Here is a 21,526-nt window from a genome sequence, read left to right as displayed (position 1 = left end):
GATGCCCGCGCAGCCGACGTCCCCAGCGACGCCCGCCCGACGAATTGCCCTGGAGTCCCCGTGAGCGACCGGATCCCACCCGACGCCTATCTCTTCCCCGCTTCCCCCGGCCAGGAGCGCCTCTGGTTCCTGGACCGGATGAACGCGACGGCCAGCAAGGCCTACAGCCTCGCAGTACGTGTCGACCTGCGCGGCGCCCTGGAGCCGACGGCCCTCCAGGCCGCCCTCGGCGCCGTCGTCGATCGCCACGAGGCGCTGCGCACCGGGATCCGCCAGATCGACGGTGTCCTCACCCAGGTGGTCGTACCCGGCATCGCTCCTGCCCTGACCCTCGTTGACCTCGGCCACGTCACGGACGCATCCGCTCTCGACCGCGAAGTGGAGCGGCTGGCCCGCCGGGAGGCGCAACGCGGCTGGAACCTTGCCCAGCCCCCGCTGCTGCGCACCCTGCTGGCCCGGGTCACCGATGAGCACCACGTCCTCTTCCTCTGCGTGCACCACGCCGTCTGCGACGGGCTGTCCCTCCAGGTGATCCTGCGTGAGCTGCTGGCGTACTACGCGGGCGATGGACCCGACGAGCTCGACCAGCCCCTGCAGTTCGCCGACTACGTGGTGTGGAGCAGCGGTGGCGAGGAGACCCCGGACCCCGAGTGGGCCGCGCGCCGCCAGGCCGCCCGAGACCACTGGAGCGAGGCCCTGCGCGGCGCTCCCCAAGTGCTCGACCTTCCGACCGATCACCGTCGGCCGGTGCTCCAGTCCTATGCCGGATCACGGGTGCCCGTACAGCTGGACGCGGAGTTCGCGGACCGGCTGCGCGACTGGTCCGCCGACCACGGGGTGACCCCCTTCACCACTCTGCTCGCCGCCTACGTCGTCGTCCTCGCCCGCAATGCCGGCAGCGACGACCTGCTCGTCGGTCTCCCGGTCGCCAACCGATCGCACGCCGACCTCGCCGGGACCGTCGGATACCTTGCCAACACCTGCACGCTCCGCGCCGACCTGCGCGCCGACCCCACCCTCCGCGAGCTCGTCAGGCAGCTCTACGACCGGCTCACCGGCGTTCTCGACCACGCGGACCTTCCTTTCGGGGAACTCGTCGAACTGTTGGCGCCGCCCCGCATGCCCGAGCGCAACCCCGTCTTCCAGGTGATGTTCGGACTCCAGCAGGACGTTCGGCGTAGCTGGGACCTCCCTGGCCTGCGTGTGGATGTCGACGACGTCGACTGCGGCGACGCCCGCGTCGACCTCTCCCTCTTCCTCTTCGAGGACGGCGCCGGGACGGTCGGAGGCTTCCTCGAGTACGCCAGCGCGCTCTTCGAGCGGAGCACCGCCGAGCGGTTCGCCGACCAGTTGCTCACGGTCCTGCGCCGGCTGCTGCACGACGCCGACGTGCCGGTCTCGCTCTGCGGCCTCACTGAGGAGGGCGAGGGAGGTGGGATGGAGGCCCGCATCGAGGGCGGCCCGCTGGAACAGCCCTGGCCGCTGGTGTGGCCGCGGATCCGCGAGCTTGCCCGGACCCGGCCCGGTGCCGAGGCCGTACGCGACGACGAGGAGTCCCTCGACTACGCGGCGCTCATGGCGCGGGTCGAGACCGCAGCCGCGCACCTGCACACCGCCGGGGCTCGGCCCGGAGATCGCGTGGTGGTGCACACCGAGCGCGGTACCGGCGCTGTGGTAGCCCTCCTCGCCTGCTGGCGGGCCGGCGTGGTGTACGTGCCCGTCGACTCCGCCGCCCCGCTCGCGCGTCGCGAACTCATCCTGGAGCAGTCCGCTCCCGCCGTCCTCGTCTGCGACGACCCCGCTGCGCTCCCCGAGGCCTACCGGAGTGGAGCGCTGCCGATCAAAGGCCTGGCGCAGGCGCCGGCCGCCCCGGCGGACCGCGTACTTTCAGGGCAGACGCGGACAGAACCGCAGACGCGGCCGCAGGATCCCGCCTACTTGATGTTCACGTCCGGCTCCACCGGCCGCCCCAAGGGCGTCGCCGTCAGCCACGCCAACCTGGCCTCCCTGCTGCACGCCCTCACGGGCCGGCTGCGGCTGGGCCCGGAGGACCGGCTCCTCGCCCTGACCACGACCGCGTTCGACATCTCGCTGCTGGAACTGCTCGGCCCGCTTGTCACCGGAGGCGCGGTCGTCGTCGCCCCGGCCTGCGCTCCACGCGACGCGGGCGAACTCGCCGCCCGGCTCGCTGCCCCCGGCCTCACCGCAGCCCAGGCCACCCCGGCCGTATGGCGCCTGGCGATGTCCGCCGGCTGGCGGCCCCGTGAAGGGTTCCGCCTGCTGTGCGGAGGCGAGGCGCTCCCGCCGGACCTCGCCGACCTGCTGGCCCGCACCCCGGCCGAGGTGCACAACCTGTACGGCCCGACGGAGACCACCATCTGGTCCTGCGCGGCCACAGTGCGCCCGGGGGAGCCCGTCACCATTGGACGCCCCCTGCCCGGCACTCGCGTCATTGTCGCCGACCGTTCCCTACGCCCAGTGCCGACCGGAGTCTGCGGGGAGCTGCTCATCGGCGGCCCCGGCGTGGCCCTTGGCTACCTCGGCGACGAGGTGCGCACCGCCGAGCGGTTCGTCCCCGACCCCTACCTGCCCGGCGAGCGCCTCTACCGCACCGGGGACGTCGTACGGATGCGCCCCGACGGCCTGCTGGAGTTCGTCGGCCGTGCCGACGAGCAGGTCAAGGTCCGCGGCCACCGCATCGAACTCGGCGAGATCGAAAGCGCGCTGCGGGGCCTGGCGGGCATCCGGGACGCCGCCGCCACCGTGCTCGATCCGCGCGGCTCTGCGCGGATCGCCGGATACCTCGTCGCCGCCCACGGCACGCTGGAGACGCCGGGCCAGGTCGTCCGGCTGCGGCAGGCCCTCGCCGAGGTGCTGCCCGCCGCGATGGTGCCGGTCGAGCTGTACGAGATCGACACCGTTCCGCTCAACCCGAACGGCAAGACCGACCGCCGGGCATTGGCGGACACCGGCCGCAGGCTGGAAGGCGGCAACGAACGAGTCGCGCCCTCCACCGACGCGGAGCGGGCCGTCGCCGCGATCTGGTGCGACTTGCTGAGCCTCCCCGAAACCGGCATCCACGATGACTTCTTCGCCATCGGAGGCCATTCGATGCTCGCTGCTGAACTGCTGCAACGCATCGAACGCGAGCTCGGAGCCCGGGTACCGGTGGCCGAGTTCTTCATGGAGCCGACCATCTTCCGGCTCGCCGGGACCGTCGGGCAGCTGCGCGGCGCCCCCCACCCGATACCGACACCACACCAAAACCCTGACGGGCGCGCGGAGCAGAGCTCCGAGCCCCTGACCGAGGACCGTACGGCGGCCGACAGCTGGGACTTCCCCGCGGTCCGGCGCCAGGATGCGGCCACCCCCGGCTCCGTCCCCGTCACCATGGAGGTTTCGCAGTGACCCGTCACGATGCCACGGAGTCGTTCACCGACGCCGTCCACCGCGTACTCGCCGAGCGCGGCGCGGAATCGGCCACCCCGCTCTCCGCCGAGCAGCGCCGACTGTGGCTCCTCAGCGGCATCGCCGGCGGATCCTGGGCGGTCGTCTCCGGCCGATACCGGCTGAAGGACGCCCCGGACACCGCTCGGCTGCGCTTGCGGCTGGCGTCCCTCGCCTCCCGCCACGAGGCACTGCGCAGCGTGTTCGTCGACGTGGCCGGGCGCCCCGTACGGTTGCTGCTCCCGTTCGCCGAGCTGCCCTTGCGCACCGTCGCGGGCCTGGAGTCCACGCACTCCTCGCGGACGGAGGACCTGGCCCGCCATTTGGTGGAGGAGGAGTTCTCCCTCGGGCAGGGACCGCTGCTGCGTGCCCTGCTGCTGACCTCCGCCGACGGCAGCAGCGCTGAACTCGTCCTGGCCGGCCACCGCCTGGTGCTCGACGAGACATCCCTGGATCTGCTGGTCACCGAGCTCCTCGGGGACACCGCCGAGGCCGCACCGGCCGCCGGACCGGGTACCGGTTCGCAAGGCCTGGAGGAGGTTCTCGACGCCGAGCGGGCCCGGCTCGCCGACCCCGGCCTCACGGCCCGGGTCGCCGACTGGGGCACGGAACTCGCCCGGCCTGCCGCCACCGAGGTCCGGCCCTTCGGGACGCGCCCGCCGATCAAGGAGAACGCCACGGCCTCCGTCGTGGTGCCCCTGCCGGCCGACCTCGTCGCGCCCGCCGCTGCGGCACCCGACTGGGAAGCCGCCGTGGCCGCCGCCTGGCTCGTGGTCCTGATGCGGTCCCAGGCGACCGGCGCCGCCGTCTGCGGTGTCCGCACGCCGCGCGGCGCCCGACCGGGCCAGGTCGCCGGTCCCCTCGACACCCTGCGCCCGATCCGGGTGGACAACGCCTCCGACTTGCCGTTGCCCGCACTCCTCACCGCCGTCTGCCGCCAGCTGCGCCGGCCCGCGGTGGATGTCCCCTTCGCACACCTCCTCGAAGCGGCCCCGCCCCGCCGAGACATCAGCCGCACCCCGTACCTCCAGACCGTCGTCCGGGCAGTGGACTCCCGCCTGCCGCTCAGCGGCGTGTCCGGCACCGGGCGGCCTGTACCCACCGGAATATCTGCCACCGAGTACGACCTCGACGTCACCGTCCGGCAGGAGCCCGGCGTCGTCACCGCCCAGATTGACTACGACATCCGCCTCTACACCGAGGACCGGGTACGCGGACTGGCCGGCCAGCTCGCCGCCGTACTCGGCACGCTCCTGTCCGGTGATTCCGCCGACGCCACCACGGCCACCGTGTCCCTGCTCGGTGACGGCGGAGCCCAGCTCGCCGTTGCGGCTGGTCGGGGCGAGCAGACCGCCACACCTGCAGCCGAAACCCCTTCGCTCGTGGACCTCGTTGCCGCGCAGGCTGCGGCCAGGCCCGACGAGGTGGCCCTGCGCCAGGGCGGGAACGAACTGACCTATGCCCAACTGTGGTCCCAGGCCCTGGGGCTGGCCGACGAGCTGGCCGCCCGCGGAGTGCGCCCCGGCGACCGTGTGGCGGTGTGGCTGCGGCGGGGCTCTTCGACCGTCATCTCGTTGCTCGGCGTCCTGGCCGCCGGCGCCGCCTTCGTTCCCGTCGACGCTGCCTACCCCGAGGAACGGGTGCGCTACCTGCTGTCCGACTCCCGCCCCTCGATGGTGATCACCGACAGCTCGGTCCACCTCTACGGCGGTCTCGGAGTCCCCACCCTCCTGCTCGACGAACTCACCGGCGTGCCGGCATCCGACGGCCCCCGCCGCCCCGAGCGAGTCCCGGCCGACGCACCCGCCTACCTCATATACACATCGGGCACCACCGGCCGCCCCAAGGGCGTGGTCGTACGCCACCGCAGCGTCGTCAACAACATCGGCTGGCGGCAGGCCAACTGGCAGCTGACCGGCGAGGACCGGGTGCTGCACAACCACAGCTTCAGTTTCGACCCGTCGGTCTGGGCCGTGTTCTGGCCTCTGGCGACCGGCGCCTCGATCGTCCTCGCCGACGAGGAGGAGATGCGCGACCCGGCCCGGATGATCGCGACCTTGCGGGACCGGCAGGTGACCCTCCTCGGCGGTGTCCCCTCGCTGATCTCCCTGCTGCTCGACCACCGCGACGCCGGCGCCTGCACCCGGATACGCCTGGTGCTCAGCGGGGCCGAACCCCTCACCGACACCCTCCTCGCCCGGATCGAGTCCACCTGGGCCGCGGACATCGCCAACCTGTACGGCCCGACCGAGGCCACCATCGACGCCACCGCGCACCAGGTGCCGCGCGGCGACCGCACGGTTCCCGTACCGATCGGCCGCGCAGTGCACAACGCCGGCGTGCACATTGTCGACGCCGACCTGCGCCCCGTGCCCGACGGTGTGCCCGGGGAGATAGTCGTCACCGGTGCCGGTGTCGCCGACGGCTACCACGACCGCCCTGCGCTCACCGCGGCCCGCTTCCTGCCCGACCCGTTCGACGGCGAGGGCGGCCGCCTCTACCGCACCGGCGACCTGGGTCGACGTCTTCCCGACGGCTCCGTCCAGTTCCTCGGCCGCGTCGACGACCAGGTCAAGATCCGCGGACACCGGGTAGAGCTCGGCGAAGTCGAAGCGGCACTGAGGACTGTGCCCGGAGTCAAGGACGCCGCCGTCGTCGCTCTGGACGCGGGCACCGAGACCGCCCGTCTCGCCGCGGCCCTCGTCCCCGCCGACGCCGCGCAGGTCCCGACCCCCGACGGGATCCGCGCCGCACTCGCCGACGAACTCCCGGACTACCTGCTGCCTGATTGGTTCACCGTCGTCGGGGAACTGCCCCGCACCCCCAACGGCAAGGCCGACCGGCGAGCCGTCGCCGCCCTCCTCGCTGAGCGCGCGGACGCGTCCGCCCCCGGCCCGGACGGCCTGACCGAACCCCGCAACGCGCTGGAACGCTCCGTCGGCGAGGCCTTCGCATCCGTCCTGCGGGTCCCGGCCGTGGACATCCACGCCGACTTCTTCGGCCTGGGTGGCACGTCTGTGCTCCTCGCCCGCCTCGCCACCCTCCTCGGCAACCGCCACGACATCGAGATCCCGCTGCACGAGTTCTTCCGTACGCCGACCGTCGCGGGCGTCGCCGAGACGATCGAGGTCTACCGCCGCGAGGGACTCGCCGGCGTCCTCGGCCGCAAGCATGCCGCGACCCTGGAGGGCGACGGCACCCTCGACCCGTCGATCAGCCCCGAAGGTCTGCCCGAAGCCGACTGGGAGAACCCTCGGCGTGTGTTCCTCACCGGAGCCACCGGCTACCTCGGTCTGCACCTCATCGAGCAGCTCCTGCGCCGAACCGACGCCGAAGTGGTCTGCCTGTGCCGTGCCCGCGACGAGGAGCACGCTCTGGAGCGCCTCAAGGAGGGCTTCGATCTCTACGAGATCGACGTGGCCGACCAGATCCACCGGGTCCGTGCCGTCGTCGGCGACCTTGCCGAACCCCGCCTGGGCCTGACCCAGGAGCAATGGGACGAGCTGGCCGCCACCACTGACGTGATTTACCACAACGGCGCGCTCGTCAACTTCGTCTACCCCTACTCGGCGCTCAAGGCCGCCAACGTCGGGGGCACCCAGCGGGTGCTCGAACTCGCCTGTACCACGCGCCTCAAGGCCGTCCACCACGTCTCCACCATCGACACCCTGCTCGCGACGCACATGCCCCGGCCCTTCCTGGAGAACGACGCACCGCTGCACTCCGCGGTGGGCGTCCCGGCCGGCTACACGGGGAGCAAGTGGGTCGCCGAGAAAGTGGTCGACGAAGCCCGGCGCCGCGGCATCCCCGTGACCGTCTTCCGCCCCGGACTCATCCTCGGCCACACGAAGAACGGGGCGACGCAGACCATCGACTACCTGCTGGTCGCGCTCCGAGGCTTCCTGCCCATGCGGGTCCTGCCCGACTACCCTCGCATCTTCGACGTTGTGCCGGTCGACTATGTGGCCTCCGCGATCGTCCACATCTCTGGCAAGCGCGAGGCGATCGACGGGTTCTACCACCTGTTCAATCCGGAGCCGGTCCCGCTGCTCACCTTCTGCGAGTGGATCAAGGGGTACGGCTACGAGTTCGACATCGTGCCCTTCGAGGAAGGCAGGCGTCGGGCACTCGGCGTCGGCCCCGGCCACCTCCTCTACCCGCTCGTCCCTCTGATCAAGGACGCAGAGGCCGAGCCGCACCGGGCCCTCGACCCCAAGCACCTTGACGAGGTCCAGCCCGCCCTCGAATGCGCCGAGACCCTCCGCATGCTGGCCGGCAGCGACATCGCCTGCCCGCCCACCACGGAGCCCGACGCCCATGCCGTCATGGACTACCTCGTCCGCACCGGGTTCATGCCGGCACCCGCTGATGTTCAGCATGACGACCCCGTCGGATCGGCGGTCGCCCGATGACGCGCTCTGCGGGCCTCCCCCCGCACCCCGAAGGCCAGCCCGACTACGTGGCCGAAGTGGCAACCGTGCCCTTCGTCCTGGGTCGCCCCGAGGAACTGCCCACCACCCCCGACGGAGTTCGCGGCGCGGTCGCCGCCCGTGCCGCCGAGGCAGCACGCGGCCTCGGCCCGGCGGCCCGGTCCGACCTCCGTGCGCTGCTGGCCGCGGCCCGTCAGACGTACGCCCTGCTGGAGCCGGCCGGCCTCGGGCCGGTCGGCGACGACCCGGCCGAGTCCGAGGCCAACCGGGACAATGACCTCGCCTTCGGGATCGTCCGCACCCGTGGCCCCGTCACCACGCTCCTCGTAGACGCGGCCCTCGCCGCGTTCATCGGCCTCCTGGAGGTCGCCGAGGAGCGCGGCTCGGATCTCGACGCCACGTCCTGGGAACGGATCCTCGGCGGATTCGACGTACTGTTCGACTGGTTCGCAGACCCGCACAGCGAGCCCATCCCCAAGGCCGTGCCGCCCGTTGGCCAGGCCGCGCCGGCCGTACCCCGCGACGCACTGCGGCGCTGGGTACGCGGACACCACGTGTTCATGGTGTTCGCCCAGGCCAGCGCTCTCGCCATGGCATGCCTGCGCGACAGCGCCGACCGCGAGGACCTACCCGCGGCCCAGGCCGCCGCGGCCGCGGCCGTCGGCCTGATGCGCGGTTGCCAGGGAGCCCTCATCTACGCCGGGGACGCCAACCGGGAGCAGTACAACGAGGAGATCCGGCCCACCCTGATGCCGCCGGTCGCCCCGCCCAAGATGAGCGGCCTGCACTGGCGCGACCACGAGGCGCTCATCGCCGAGATGGCCCGCTCCACGAGCGCGTGGCAGTGGCTCGCCGGGCATCGACCCGAGCTGTCCGCCGCGTTCCGGGCCGCACTCGACGAGGCCTACGCCTCCCACATGGGCGTCTGCGAGCACTTCGTCGGTGACGCGGCCCCGAGCCTGCTTGCCGCCCAGGGCTCGTCCCGGTCCGCCGTCGGCGTCATCGGGCAGTTCCGCAAGATCCGTCTGCGCTCGCTTCCGGAGCCCGCCGCCACCAGCCAGGGAGACCACTCGTGACCCGCGGTTCCCACCCCCTGCGCAGAAGCCTGGCCCGCTACGGGCCGGCGGCGGCCGCCGCGGCGGCCGCCGCGTACGCCGCCACCTCGCTGAAATCCCCCCGGCCGCGTACTGGGGACGCCCCCACGGAGGAGTTCTCGGCCGAACGCGCCATGCGGCACGTCCGTACCGTGGCCGCCGAGCCGCACCCGGTCGGCTCGCCGGCCGCCGACCGCGTGCGCCAGTACCTGCTCTCCGAACTGAAGGACCTGGGCTTCGAGGTCGAAGTGCAGGAAGCTGTCGCGGGCCACGACGTCGGGCCCACCCCGTACGGTCCGCGATACCTGACCGCCGGAGTTGTCCGCAACGTCATCGGGCGGCTCCCGGGCACCGTCCCGGGCCGGGCCGTGCTGCTGATGACGCACTACGATTCGGTCTCTCAGGGTCCCGGGGCCAGCGACGCGGGCGTTCCGGTCGCCGCCCTACTCGAAGCGGTCCGCGCCCTCCGGGATGCGGGACACCGGCAGGTCAACGACCTGTTGGTGGTCTTTACCGACGGGGAGGAAGCCGGACTCCTGGGCGCCCGCGCCTTCTTCGACGGCCACCCGCTCGCGGCCACCGTCGGCGTCACCCTCAACTTCGAGGCTCGCGGAACCGAGGGCCCGGTGCTGATGTTCGAGGCTGGAGTGGGCAACGGACCCATGGTGGAAGAGCTGTCCCGGGCAGGCGTCCCGGTCTTCGCCAGCTCGCTGTTCGACGCGATCTACCGCAGGATGCCCAACGCCACCGACTTCGCCGTGAGCAAGGAATACGGCCTGCCGGGGCTCAACTTCGCCCACATCGGCGGTTTCGCCGCCTACCACGGCCCTCTCGACGACATCGAGCACGTCGATCAGGCGGCCCTCCAGCACCACGGCGAACTCGCCCTCGCGCTTGCCCGCCGGCTCGGCTCCGCCGACCTCGCGGAACTCGGTGGGGAGGACGCGGTCTTCTTCCCCCTCGGCCGTGGAAGGCTCGTCCGCATCCCGGGCAAGGCCGTGCTCCCGCTGACCGCGGCGGTCGGCTTGGTCTGGGCGGGCGGTATGCGTCACGCGCTGCGCACCGGCACCTTCACGGGTCGCAGGCTCGGCGGCACCGGCGCCCTACTCGCCGCCCGGATCGCCGCAGGAGCGGCGGCCGGCACCGCCTTCACCGCCGTCATGGGCAAGCTGGCACCCGAATTCCGCAGGCACGGCGACTTTCACGGCTCGGGCGACATCTTCGCTGCAGTTGCCGGAATCGCCTGTGCCGCGGTGCTCGTGGGTCCCGGCGACCGAGGCCCCGCTTCCGCAGCCCGCACCGGCGCGGCGAGCGTCACCCTGGGAGCGGCCTCCACGGCCCTGGCCGGGGCCCTGCCCGGCGCCAGCTACCTGACACTGTGGACGTGGCTCGGGGCGGGTACCGGATTGTGGCTGCTGGGTACGGAGAACCCCGCCGGCGGCCTCCGCACCGCACGGCACGCCCTGGGCGCGGCGGCCGCCGCGGCCCCGGCCGCCGCGCTGCTCGTCCCGCTGTCGCGGCTCCTGTTCAAGGGGCTCACCCCGCGCCTGGCCGGAACCGCGGTCGTCGCGCTCCAGCTCTGCGGTGAACTGGCCGCGCCGGCTCTCGCGGAGCTGCCCCGACCCGCCCGCCGGGCGGTTGCGGCCTCCGGCCTGGCTCTGGCCGCGGGCGTCGCCGCCCGCCGCTACCTGCGGCGCGGCCGGGACACGCCCCGACCAGACACACTCAGCCACCTCCTCGACCCCGAACGGGGTGAGGCGCTGTGGATCAGCAGCGACGAATTCACCAGCGAGCGCACCGCTGCAGCCCTCGGCCCGCAGCCCGACTGCGGCCGCCTGCCGGACCACTTCCCGGGCTGGAAGCGGGATTTCCTGCACGCCCCGGCCCCCCTCCTCGACCTGCCCGCCCCCGAGGTGCGCATCGAAGAGGATGGCTCCGGTGAAGCCGGCCGGCGCCGGGTGCGCCTCCACCTGGCTTCGCCGCGCCGGGCCCGCCAGATGTCTCTCGCGGTAGTCGGCGGCGGAGTCCGCCGGTGGCGGGTCGAGGACGGACCGTGGTCCGCGCCCGACGCGGTGGCACCCGGCGAGGACGCGAGCTGGGAACTGTGGCTGCACGCCGTACCCGACTCGGGCATCCGGGTCGAAATCGAACTTCCGTCGTCCGGTACCCGGTTGAGGGTGCTCGACCGTGTCGACGGTCTGCCGCGGGACACCGCGGACCTTCCGGGTGCCGATCCCGACCACGGTAACCCGGGCCACACCCATCAGGCGGCCGCTCTGGACGTCGACACCTGGGGCAATGCCTCGCTCGTCGTGCGGACGGTCCACCTTCCGGCCCAGGACGGGCCGGTATGACAAAGAGAGGAGGCGTCGCCATGGCCACTTTCCTCGGCGAGGACGATTCCGTCCCCTGCACGGTCGTCGCGAACGACGGCGGCCAGTACTCCATCTGGCCCCAGGGCCGCGCCGTACCGGCCGGCTGGCGGGAAACCGGTTTCGCCGGTCCGCGAAGCGCCTGCCTGGAGCACATCGAGACGGTCTGGTCCGGGCCCACGCCCGCCCAGGCCGCATGACCCGAACCCGAAACCTGATCACGCATACAAGGAGAACTTCCTCATGACCGTCACTCCCGACGCCGCCACCTCCGTCCAGAGCCTCGTCGGCGCCCCGCCCACCGGCAAGGCCCCGCTCGACATGGACGGGCTGGCCTGGATCCTCTTCGGTCACGCCGCCTTCCAGTACCTCAACGCGGCCTGCGAGCTCAACCTCTTCGAGCTCATCGAGAAGAAGCCGGGTCTGACCCGCGAGGAGATCGGCGCCGAGCTGGGCCTCGCCGTCCGCGCCAACGACATCCTGCTGCTGGGCGCCACCTCGCTCGGCACGCTGACCGTCAATGACGGCCGCTACCACCTCGCCACCGTCCTCGCCGACTTGCTCAAGACGGACGACTGGCAGCGCTTCAAGGACACCGTCGCCTTCGAGCAGTACGTGGTCTACGAAGGCCAGCTCGACTTCACTGAGTCCCTGCGCACGAACAGCAACGTCGGCCTGCGGCGCGTCCGCGGCACCGGCCGAGACCTGTACCACCGGCTCAGCGAGAACCCGCACATGGAGCAGGTCTTCTACAAGTACATGCGCTCCTGGTCGGAGCTGGCGAACCAGCACCTCGTCGAGATCCTGGACCTCTCCGGCACCTCCAAGCTGCTCGACTGCGGCGGCGGCGACGCCGTCAACTCGATCGCCCTGGCCCTGGCCAACCCCCACATCGAGGCCGGCATTCTGGAGATCCCGCCGACGGCCCCGCTCACCGAGAAGAAGATCGCTGAGGCCGGCCTCAGCGACCGCATCACGGTCAAGCCGGGCGACATGCACGCCGACGAGTTCCCCGCCGGCTACGACACGGTGATGTTCGCCCACCAGCTCGTCATCTGGACGCCCGAGGAGAACACCGCCCTGCTGCGCAAGGCCTACGAGGCGCTGCCCGAGGGCGGCCGGGTCATCATCTTCAACTCGATGTCCAACGACGAGGGCGACGGCCCGGTCGTGGCCGCGCTCGACAGCGTCTACTTCGCCGCGCTGCCGGCCGAGGGCGGAATGATCTACTCGTGGGCGACCTACGAGGAGTGCCTGAAGAATGCCGGCTTCGATGCCGAGTCCTTCGAGCGGATCGCGTTCCCGGGCTGGACCCCGCACGGCGTGATCATCGCCACCAAGTAGCAGTCAACTGGCACGAACGGTGGCCCGGTCCCGCCTCGGAGGCGAGGCCGGGCCACCGTTCGTGCCCCCGCACCCCGGCGGAGGACCTCATGCCAACCATTCAGGACAAGGAAAAGGTGAAGATCGTGCGCTGGCCGCTGGAGACGGCCAAGCGGGAGGGGTGCAGGAAGCTCGGAGCTCTGCGCATCCTGCTCGTCGAGAACGGTCCGCCACCCCTGCTGGCGGACCTGCGGGAGGACTGGGTCCGGGCCCCGGTCAGCCACCAGGACCTGATGGCCCGCGTCAGGGCCCTGCAGGCCAGGGCCGCGGCCTATAGGGCTCCCGTCCTTGACCCCGACGGCGTCCTGCGCGTCGGGAGCACCTCCGTGGTGCTGGCGCCGTCGGAGGTCCCGATCGTCGCCGAGCTCGTGCGTAACTACGGGTCGCTGGTGGCCCGTGAATCACTGGCCCATCTGTTGGCCTGTGCCCGGAACACCACCCGCAACGCCCTGGATCTGCAGATGATGCGGATACGCCGGCGGATCGCGCCGCTGGGGCTCGGCATTAGCACGGCTTGGGGCCGCGGCTACCTCCTCCAGGAGTTGACATCCGACACCGCGAGGGAGCACCCGCAGACGCCCGAGGGGGTGTCCGTCGTCCGCTGACGACGGACACCCCCTCGGGCATCCTCAAGACCGCACTGGTCCCGGCGGCGCTCACACCGTCCCAGCACCCGCCGGCGTCTGCCGCAGCACGGACCGGCCCCGGTTCTCCAGCCACCGGGCCAGTTCCTCCGTCACCTTGCCGTCGATCAGCAGGACGGCCAGGCCCGTCGGGGAGTCCGCGGACTCCTCGATCCACAGGTCCTCGACGTTCACGCCGCACTTGCTCACATCGGCCAGCAGCCGGGCGAGTTCGCCCTCGCGGTCTGTGAGCGGCACCCGCAGCTTCTCGTACACGCGGCCCTGCGCACCGTACTTCTGCGGGATCAGCGACTGGCCCGAGCGGCCTTCCGCCAGGAGTCGGCGCAGCAACTCCCGGTAGGCCGCTTCCCGGCCGCTCCCGTCCTGCATGGTCCCGGCGAGGACGCCGAGCGCGCGCCGGGTGATTTCCAGGTCTCCCTGCAGGCTCTCCAAAGCCTCCAGCAGGGCGGCCGCGTTGGAGCCGATGATGTCGGTCCACAGGTCCGGATCGCCGGCCGCGATCCGGGTGAAGTCCCGCAGCCCCGAGCCGGACAGCCCGAGGGCCCGCTGGTCGTACGAGTGGAGCATGCGGGCGGTCAGGCTGGCAACCAGGTGTGGCAGATGGGAGGTCATCGCGATGGCCCGGTCGTGTGCCTCGGCGTCCATCGTGACGGCGTCGGCCCCGCACATCCCGACCATCTCGCGTGCGGCCCCGGTCGTCGCCGGCGAGGTGTCCGCGGTGGGCGTGAGGATCCATGGCTTGCCGTGGAACAGGTCGGCCCGGGCCGCGCCGGGACCGGGGTGCTCCCGGCCCGCTATCGGGTGCCCTCCCACGAAGCGGGAGGTGTCCCAGCCGGCTCCGGCTCCGCTTCCGGGCGCCGACAGCGAGGCCTTCACACTGGCCACGTCCGTGAAATGGACGGCGATCCGCTGCCGCTGGGCGTCGGCCAGGGCAGCGGTCACCCCGTGCGGTGGCACGGCGATGACCGCCAGGTCCGTCTGCCGTGCGGGAGCGAGCGCGGTGCCCGCCCCCATCGCCTCGGCGATCCGAACCGACTCCGCGTGGACGTCGCGGAGATGGACCCTGACCCCGCGCCGGGTGAGGGCGAGCCCTATGGACGTCCCGATCAGCCCGGTGCCGATCACCGTGACGGTGTCGAGCGTGCCCGTCCCGGCCGTGTGCTCACTGGCATGGATCACTGTGTCGTCCTCTTGTCGTCCTCGTGCGGTGTCGGGCTGTCCGGCCGGTCTAGTAGCGGTAGTGGTCGGCCTTGTACGGGCCTTCGACCGGGACGCCGATGTACGCGGCCTGCTCCGGGCGCAGGGTGGTGAGGCGGACGCCGAGGGCGGCGAGGTGGAGGCGGGCCACCTTCTCGTCGAGGTGCTTGGGGAGCACGTAGACGTCGGTGGGGTACTCAGCCGGCTTGGTGAAGAGCTCGATCTGGGCCAGGGTCTGGTCCGCGAAGGAGTTCGACATCACGAAGGACGGGTGACCGGTGGCGTTGCCCAGGTTCAGCAGGCGGCCCTCGGACAGGACGATGAGGACCTTGCCGTCGGGGAACTTCCAGGTGTGGACCTGGGGCTTGACCTCGTCCTTGACGATGCCCTCGATCTTCGCGAGGCCGGCCATGTCGATCTCGTTGTCGAAGTGGCCGATGTTGCCGACGATGGCCTGGTGCTTCATCTTGGCCATGTCGGCGGCCATGATGATGTCCTTGTTGCCCGTGGTGGTGATGAAGATGTCGGCCGTCGCGACGACGTCGTCCAGGGTCGCGACCTGGTAGCCGTCCATCGCCGCCTGCAGGGCGCAGATCGGGTCGATCTCGGTGACGATGACGCGCGCGCCCTGGCCGCGCAGCGACTCGGCGCAGCCCTTGCCGACGTCGCCGTAGCCGAAGACCACGGCGGTCTTGCCGCCGATGAGGACGTCGGTGGCGCGGTTGATGCCGTCGATGAGGGAGTGGCGGCAGCCGTACTTGTTGTCGAACTTCGACTTGGTGACGGCGTCGTTCACGTTGATGGCCGGGAAGAGCAGGGTGCCTTCGGACATCATCTCGTAGAGGCGGTGGACGCCGGTGGTGGTCTCCTCGGTGACGCCGCGGATCTCGGACGCGAGCTGCGTCCACTTCTGCGGGGCCTCGCCCAGGGTGCGGTTGAGGAGGGTGAGGATGTTGGCGTACTCCTCGGAGTCCGCTGTGGACGGGTCCGGGGCGGCGCCGGCCTTCTCGAACTCGACGCCCTTGTGGACGAGGAGGGTGGCGTCGCCACCGTCGTCGAGGATCATGTTGGGGCCGCCGGTGGGGGTGTTCGGCCAGGTCAGCGCCTGCTCCGTGCACCACCAGTACTCTTCCAGCGTCTCGCCCTTCCAGGCGAAGACGGGGACGCCCTGCGGGTTCTCCGCGGTGCCGTTCGGGCCGACCGCGATGGCGGCGGCCGCGTGGTCCTGGGTGGAGAAGATGTTGCAGGAGGCCCAGCGGACGTCGGCGCCGAGGGCGACGAGGGTCTCGATGAGGACGGCGGTCTGCACGGTCATGTGCAGGGAGCCGGTGACGCGAGCGCCGGCGAGCGGCTGGGTGGCCGCGTACTCCCGGCGGATCGACATCAGGCCGGGCATCTCGTGCTCGGCGAGGGTGATCTCCTTGCGTCCGAAGACGGCGAGGGAGAGGTCCGCGACCTTGAAGTCGGTGGGGGACAGATTCGTCATTACTACTCCATGGTTGACGTGCGAATGGACTTCAGGGGAGGGCTGGCGCAGAGGCGCTGACCTGTGTGAGGCCCAGGTTCTGGTGGATCTCAAGAGCCGCGTCGGAGCGGTTGAGGGTGATGTAATGCAGTCCGGGCGCACCCTCGGCTAGCAGCCGCGCAGCCATCCGCGTTGCGTAGTCGACCCCGATCAGGTGGCCGTCGGCAGGATGGTCCCGGGCCGCTTCCAGGGCTTGGGCCAGCGGGTCGGGGAAGTTTGCCTGGCTGAGCTCGGCGAACCGGCGGATCTGGCGTACGTCAGTGGCGGGCATGATCTCGGGAATGATCGGGATCGCGCATCCCGCCGCGGCCAGCCGGTCGCGCAGCCGTAGGTAATCCTCGACGTGGAAGAACATCTGCGTGATGGCGTAGTCGGCGCCCGCGCGGCACTTGGCGACGAAATGTCGAATGTCGCTCTTCCAGTCGGGCGAGCGGGGATGCCGTTCGGGGAACGCGGCCACACCCACCGTGAACTCTCCCAATTCCCTTATCAAAGAAACAAGTTCATCTGTGTGTCGCAACCCCTGGGGATGCGGGACCCAGGCGCCGCGTGGATCGCCGGGCGGATCCCCACGCAGCGCGAGTACGTCCCGGATACCGGCGTCGGCGTACCGGCCGATGATCCGGCGCAGCTCGGCGACGGAGTGGCCGACCGCGGTGAGATGGGCGACGGGGCGCAGGGTGGTCTCGGCCGCGATGCGCTGGGTGACGTCGATTGTGCGGTCGCGCGACGACCCGCCGGCTCCGTAGGTCACGGAGACGAAGGTCGGCGCGAGGGCCTCGACACGGCGGATTGCATTCCACAGGGTCTGTTCGCCCTCCGCCGTCTTCGGAGGGAAGAACTCGAACGAGTAGGAGGGCCGCCCGCGGCCGAGCAGATCGCCGAGCCCCGGTTGGCCGGGGCGTGGCAGGACGACGGTGCCTGGGGGCATGAGGGCTCCTTCCGGGAGAGGGCTCCGGTCTGCGGCAAAGCTGTCAGCGTGCGTTGAAGTACGAGGCTTCGGGGTGGTGGATGAGGATGGCGTCGGTGGACTGCTCGGGGTGGAGCTGGAACTCCTCCGAGAGGTGGACGCCGATGCGCTCCGGCTGGAGGAGGTCGGCGATCTTCGCCCGGTCCTCCAGGTCGGGGCAGGCCGGATAGCCGAGGGAGTAGCGGCAGCCCTGGTACTCCGTACGGAACATGCCGGCCATGGACTCCGGGTCGGAGCCGGCAATGCCGAGGTCCGCGCGCACGCGGGAATGCCAGTACTCGGCGAGGGCTTCGGCGAGCTGCACGGAGAGGCCGTGCAGCTCCATGTAGTCGCGGTAGGCGTCGGCGGCGAAGAGCCGGGCCGTCTCCTCACCGATGCGGTTGCCGACGGTGACCACCTGGAGGCCGACGACGTCGGTCTCACCAGATTCCTCGGGGCGGAAGAAGTCGGCGAGGCACAGGCGTCGACCGCGCTGCTGGCGCGGGAAGGTGAAGCGGGCCCGCTCCGAGCTGTCTTCGCCCAGGATGATCAGGTCGTCTCCCTTGGAGACACATGGGAAGTACCCGTGTACGACGGCTGCTTCGAGCAGCCCGTCTGTGTGCAGTTTGTCGAGGAGTCCGCGCAGACGGGGCCGGCCCTCGCTCTCGACGAGCTCTTCGTAGCTGGGACCGCCACGGGCCTGCTTGAGGCCCCACTGGCCCTTGAACAGCGCACCCTCGTCCAGCCAGGACGCGTAGTCCTTCAGCGGGATCCCCTTGACGACACGCGTGCCCCAGAAGGGGGGCGTGGGGACCGGGTTGTCGATGGCGGTGTCGGAGCGGCCCCCGGGCTGCTCCACCTCTTCGATATTGAGTGCTGGGGTGTCGCGTTTGGCTACGCGGCGTTGCTTGAGTTCGGGGAGGGTGGCTCCGGGGACGCCGCGCTTGACCGCGATGAGGGCGTCCATGAGGCGCAGGCCTTCGAAGGCGTCGCGGGCGTAGCGGACTTCGCCCTCGTAGATTTCGTGGAGGTCCTGTTCGACGTAGGCACGGGTGAGGGCGGCGCCGCCGAGGATGACGGGGTAGTCGGCTGCCAGCTTTCGCTGGTTGAGCTCCTCCAGGTTCTCCTTCATGATCACCGTGGACTTCACCAGGAGACCCGACATCCCGATGACGTCGGCCTTGTGCTCCTGCGCCGCTTCCAGTATCGCGGAGACCGGCTGCTTGATGCCGATGTTGACGACGTTGTAGCCGTTGTTCGTCAGGATGATGTCGACGAGGTTCTTGCCGATGTCGTGGACGTCACCGCGGACCGTGGCCAGCACGATCGTGCCCTTGCCGTCCGCGTCCGACTTCTCCATGTGGGGCTCGAGATACGCGACGGCGTTCTTCATGACCTCGGCGGACTGGAGGACGAAGGGGAGCTGCATCTGGCCGGAGCCGAACAGCTCGCCGACGACCTTCATGCCCTCCAGCAGGGTGTCGTTGACGATCGCCAGGGCAGGGCGCGTTTCGAGGGCCTCGTCCAGGTCGGTCTCGAGGCCGTTCTTCTCGCCGTCGATGATCCGGCGCTGCAAACGCTCCTCCAGCGGTAGCGCGAGGAGCTCCTCGGTGCGGCCGGCCTGCATCGACTTGGTGTTGACGCCCTCGAAGAGGGCCATCAGCTTCTGCAGCGGGTCGTAGCCCTCGGCACGACGGTCGTAGATCAGGTCCAGAGCGGTGTTGACCTGCTCGTCGTGGAAGCGGGCGATCGGGAGGATCTTCGATGCGTGCACGATCGCCGAGTCCAGGCCGGCCTTGACGCACTCGTCGAGGAAGACGGAGTTCAGCAGCACGCGGGCGGCCGGGTTGAGGCCGAAGGAGATGTTCGACAGACCCAGCGTCGTCTGGACGTTGGGGTGGCGGCGCTTGAGCTCGCGGATCGACTCGATCGTCGCGATGCCGTCCTTGCGGGACTCCTCCTGCCCGGTGCAGATCGTGAAGGTGAGGGTGTCGATGAGGATGTCCGACTCGAGGATCCCCCAGTTCCCGGTCAGGTCGTCGATCAGACGCTCGGCGATGGCGACCTTGTGCTCGACGGTGCGGGCCTGGCCCTCTTCGTCGATGGTCAGCGCGATCAGCGCGGCACCGTGCTCGCGGGCCAGGGTGGTGACCTTGGCGAAGCGGGACTCGGGGCCGTCACCGTCCTCGTAGTTCACCGAGTTGATGACGGCGCGGGCGCCGATCTTCTCCAGGCCCGCCTGGAGGACGGGAACCTCTGTCGAGTCGAGGACGATCGGGAGGGTGGAGGCGGTCGCGAAGCGGCCGGCGAGCTCCCGCATGTCGGCGACACCGTCGCGGCCGACGTAGTCGACGCACAGGTCGAGCATGTGCGCGCCCTCGCGGATCTGGTCGCGGACCATCTCCACGCAGTCGTCCCAGCGGGCTTCCAGCATCGCGTCCCGGAACTTCTTCGACCCGTTCGCGTTCGTCCGCTCACCGATCGCCATGAACGAGATGTCCTGCCGGAACGGCACCGTCTGATAGAGCGAGGACGCACCCGGCTCGGGCTGAGGCGTGCGCTCGGTGACAGCCGCGCCCCGCACCCGTTCCACGACCTGGCGCAGGTGCTCCGGCGTGGTGCCGCAGCAGCCGCCGACCAGCGAGAGCCCGTAGTCACGGACGAAGGTCTCCTGGGCGTCGGCGAGCTCGGACGCCGTCAGGGGGTAGTGGGCGCCGTTCTTGCCCAGCACCGGCAGGCCGGCGTTGGGCATGCAGGAGAGGGGGATACGGGAGTTCCGCGCGAGGTAGCGCAGGTGCTCGCTCATCTCGGCCGGGCCGGTCGCGCAGTTCAGACCGATCATGTCGATGCCCAACGGCTCCAACGCCGTCAGCGCCGCACCGATCTCCGAACCCAGCAGCATCGTGCCGGTGGTTTCCACGGTCACGGAGCAGATCAGCGGGACGGAGACACCGAGGGCCTCCATCGCGCGCCGGGCGCCCACGATCGCGGACTTCGTCTGGAGCAGGTCCTGCGTGGTCTCCACGAGGAGCGCGTCCGCGCCGCCGGACAGCAAGCCCTCCGCGTTGATCTGGTAGGCGTCACGGATGGTCCCGTAGCCGATGTGGCCGAGCGTCGGAAGCTTCGTACCGGGTCCCATCGAACCCAGGACCCAGCGTTGCCGGCCCGTGGAGGCCGTGAACTCGTCGGCGACCTCGCGGGCGATGCGGGCACCGGCCTCCGACAGCTCGTAGTTCCGCTCCGCGATCTCGTACTCGGCCAGCGCCGCGTAATTCGTGCCGAACGTATTCGTCTCGACGCAGTCGACCCCGGCCCCGAAGTACTCCCGGTGCACATTCGCCACGATGTCCGGGCGGGTCACGTTGAGGATCTCGTTGCAGCCCTCCAACTGCTGGAAGTCCTCCATCGACGGATCCTGCGCCTGGAGCATCGTCCCCATCGCGCCGTCCGCGACCACCACCCGTGTGGCGAGCGCCTCGCGGAGAGCGGCGATACGTGCGTTCACCGGGAGCCCCGGAGATGTGGCGAGATCGACGCGGCCGCGTCGGATCCATACGTGTCCGCGATCCGCGCCGCGAACAGCTCCGGCTGTACCTGGTACTCCTGGGTGCCCACCGACTCCAGCACGGTCGTCGCCACCGTGCACCCCAACTGGGCGGCACGCTTCTGAGACAGGCCCCAGCCGAGCCCGGCGAGGTAACCGGCCCGGAATCCGTCGCCCACGCCCGTCGGATCGGCCGTCTCCTTGGCCGGCACGGCCGGTACGACGACGGCCGCCGCGTCCCTGGCCCGGATGGTGACGCCGTTGCCACCGTGGGTGGTGATCCAGGTACCGACCCGGTCCAGGACCTGTCGTTCTGTCCAACTGGTGCGCTCCTGGAGCAGGGCTGCCTCGTACTCGTTGGTGAAGAGCAGCTGTGCGCCGTCCACGAGTCGGCGGGTCTCGTCCCCGTTCAGCCGCGCCAACTGCTGTGAGGGGTCTGCGGCCAGGGGAGCGCCGACCTCGCGGCATTCGGAGGCGTGCCGCAGCATCGCCGCGGGGTCGTCGGGAGCCACCACTACCCAGTCGAGCCGTCCGGCCCGCTGCGCGACCTTGGCGAGCGAGATCTCGCGTGCCTCGGCCATCGCCCCGGCGTAGAAGGTGGCGATCTGGTTGTGGTCCGCGTCCGTGGTGCACATGAACCGGGCAGTGTGCCGCGTCTCGCTGACCTTGACGGAGGCCGTGTCGACTCCGTGCCGGCGCAGCCAGGTGTCGTATTCCGCGAAGTCCGTTCCGGCAGCGCCGACCAGCAGGGGCGTGTACCCGAGGTTTCCGAGGCCGAAGGCGATATTTGCCGCGACCCCGCCGCGGCGTACCTCCAACTCGTCGACCAGGAACGACAGCGAGATCGTGTCGAGCCGGTCGGCGATCAGCTGCTCGGTGAAACGCCCGGGGAAGGACGTCAGATGGTCGGTGGCGATGGATCCGGTGACCGCGATACGCAT

General features: G+C 70.8%; 12 protein-coding genes. 7 read left to right on the top strand and 5 right to left on the bottom strand.

Annotation, left to right across the window (positions count from 1 at the left end):
• Positions 1-60: 60 nt before the first annotated feature.
• From NLX94_RS30425 to NLX94_RS30395, 7 genes are all read left to right on the top strand, one after another.
• Positions 61-3,408, top strand: coding sequence for an amino acid adenylation domain-containing protein (locus NLX94_RS30425; protein WP_254386325.1), 3,348 nt, complete (start codon positions 61-63; stop codon positions 3,406-3,408).
• Positions 3,405-7,859 carry an amino acid adenylation domain-containing protein gene (locus tag NLX94_RS30420; RefSeq protein WP_254386324.1) on the top strand — a complete coding sequence of 1,485 codons (4,455 nt, stop codon included), beginning with the start codon at positions 3,405-3,407 and terminating at the stop codon, positions 7,857-7,859. The genes NLX94_RS30425 and NLX94_RS30420 overlap by 4 nt, the downstream gene beginning before the upstream one ends.
• Positions 7,856-8,953, top strand: coding sequence for a hypothetical protein (locus tag NLX94_RS30415; RefSeq protein ID WP_254386323.1), 1,098 nt, complete (start codon positions 7,856-7,858; stop codon positions 8,951-8,953). Before NLX94_RS30420 ends, NLX94_RS30415 begins: the two co-directional genes overlap by 4 nt.
• Positions 8,950-11,325, top strand: coding sequence for a M20/M25/M40 family metallo-hydrolase (locus NLX94_RS30410; RefSeq protein WP_254386322.1), 2,376 nt, complete (start codon positions 8,950-8,952; stop codon positions 11,323-11,325). The genes NLX94_RS30415 and NLX94_RS30410 overlap by 4 nt, the downstream gene beginning before the upstream one ends.
• A gap of 20 nt (positions 11,326-11,345) precedes the next feature.
• Complete coding sequence (locus NLX94_RS30405) at positions 11,346-11,543, top strand: MbtH family protein (RefSeq protein ID WP_254386321.1); 198 nt, start codon at positions 11,346-11,348, stop codon at positions 11,541-11,543.
• Positions 11,544-11,586: 43 nt separating this feature from the next.
• Complete coding sequence (locus NLX94_RS30400) at positions 11,587-12,687, top strand: methyltransferase (protein ID WP_302170751.1); 1,101 nt, start codon at positions 11,587-11,589, stop codon at positions 12,685-12,687.
• A gap of 89 nt (positions 12,688-12,776) precedes the next feature.
• Positions 12,777-13,331 (top strand): winged helix-turn-helix domain-containing protein, encoded by a 555-nt coding sequence (locus NLX94_RS30395; RefSeq protein WP_254386320.1) that lies wholly within the window; start codon positions 12,777-12,779, stop codon positions 13,329-13,331.
• A gap of 51 nt (positions 13,332-13,382) precedes the next feature.
• Here NLX94_RS30395 and NLX94_RS30390 read toward each other — a convergent pair whose 3' ends face one another.
• The 5 genes from NLX94_RS30390 to NLX94_RS30370 are packed head-to-tail and all read right to left on the bottom strand — an operon-like array spanning position 13,383 to position 21,526.
• Positions 13,383-14,549 (bottom strand): prephenate dehydrogenase, encoded by a 1,167-nt coding sequence (locus NLX94_RS30390; protein WP_254386319.1) that lies wholly within the window; start codon positions 14,547-14,549, stop codon positions 13,383-13,385.
• Between the two features lie 49 nt (positions 14,550-14,598).
• A complete protein-coding gene (gene ahcY / locus NLX94_RS30385; RefSeq protein ID WP_254386318.1) occupies positions 14,599-16,053 on the bottom strand; it encodes an adenosylhomocysteinase in 1,455 nt (484 codons plus the stop codon).
• A gap of 31 nt (positions 16,054-16,084) precedes the next feature.
• The gene (gene metF / locus NLX94_RS30380; protein WP_254386317.1) at positions 16,085-17,023 is read right to left on the bottom strand and encodes a methylenetetrahydrofolate reductase [NAD(P)H]; all 939 of its coding nucleotides are present in this window, start codon (positions 17,021-17,023) and stop codon (positions 16,085-16,087) included.
• A gap of 43 nt (positions 17,024-17,066) precedes the next feature.
• Positions 17,067-20,546, bottom strand: coding sequence for a methionine synthase (gene metH, locus NLX94_RS30375; protein WP_254386316.1), 3,480 nt, complete (start codon positions 20,544-20,546; stop codon positions 17,067-17,069).
• On the bottom strand, positions 20,543-21,526 hold the full coding sequence (locus NLX94_RS30370; RefSeq protein WP_254386315.1) for a carbohydrate kinase family protein: 984 nt from the start codon (positions 21,524-21,526) through the stop codon (positions 20,543-20,545). Before NLX94_RS30370 ends, metH begins: the two co-directional genes overlap by 4 nt.

It is taken from the genome of Streptomyces sp. TBY4 (assembly GCF_024213195.1).
In the GTDB taxonomy this organism is placed as follows: domain Bacteria; phylum Actinomycetota; class Actinomycetes; order Streptomycetales; family Streptomycetaceae; genus Streptomyces.
This window is presented reverse-complemented; position numbering and strand designations above follow the sequence as displayed.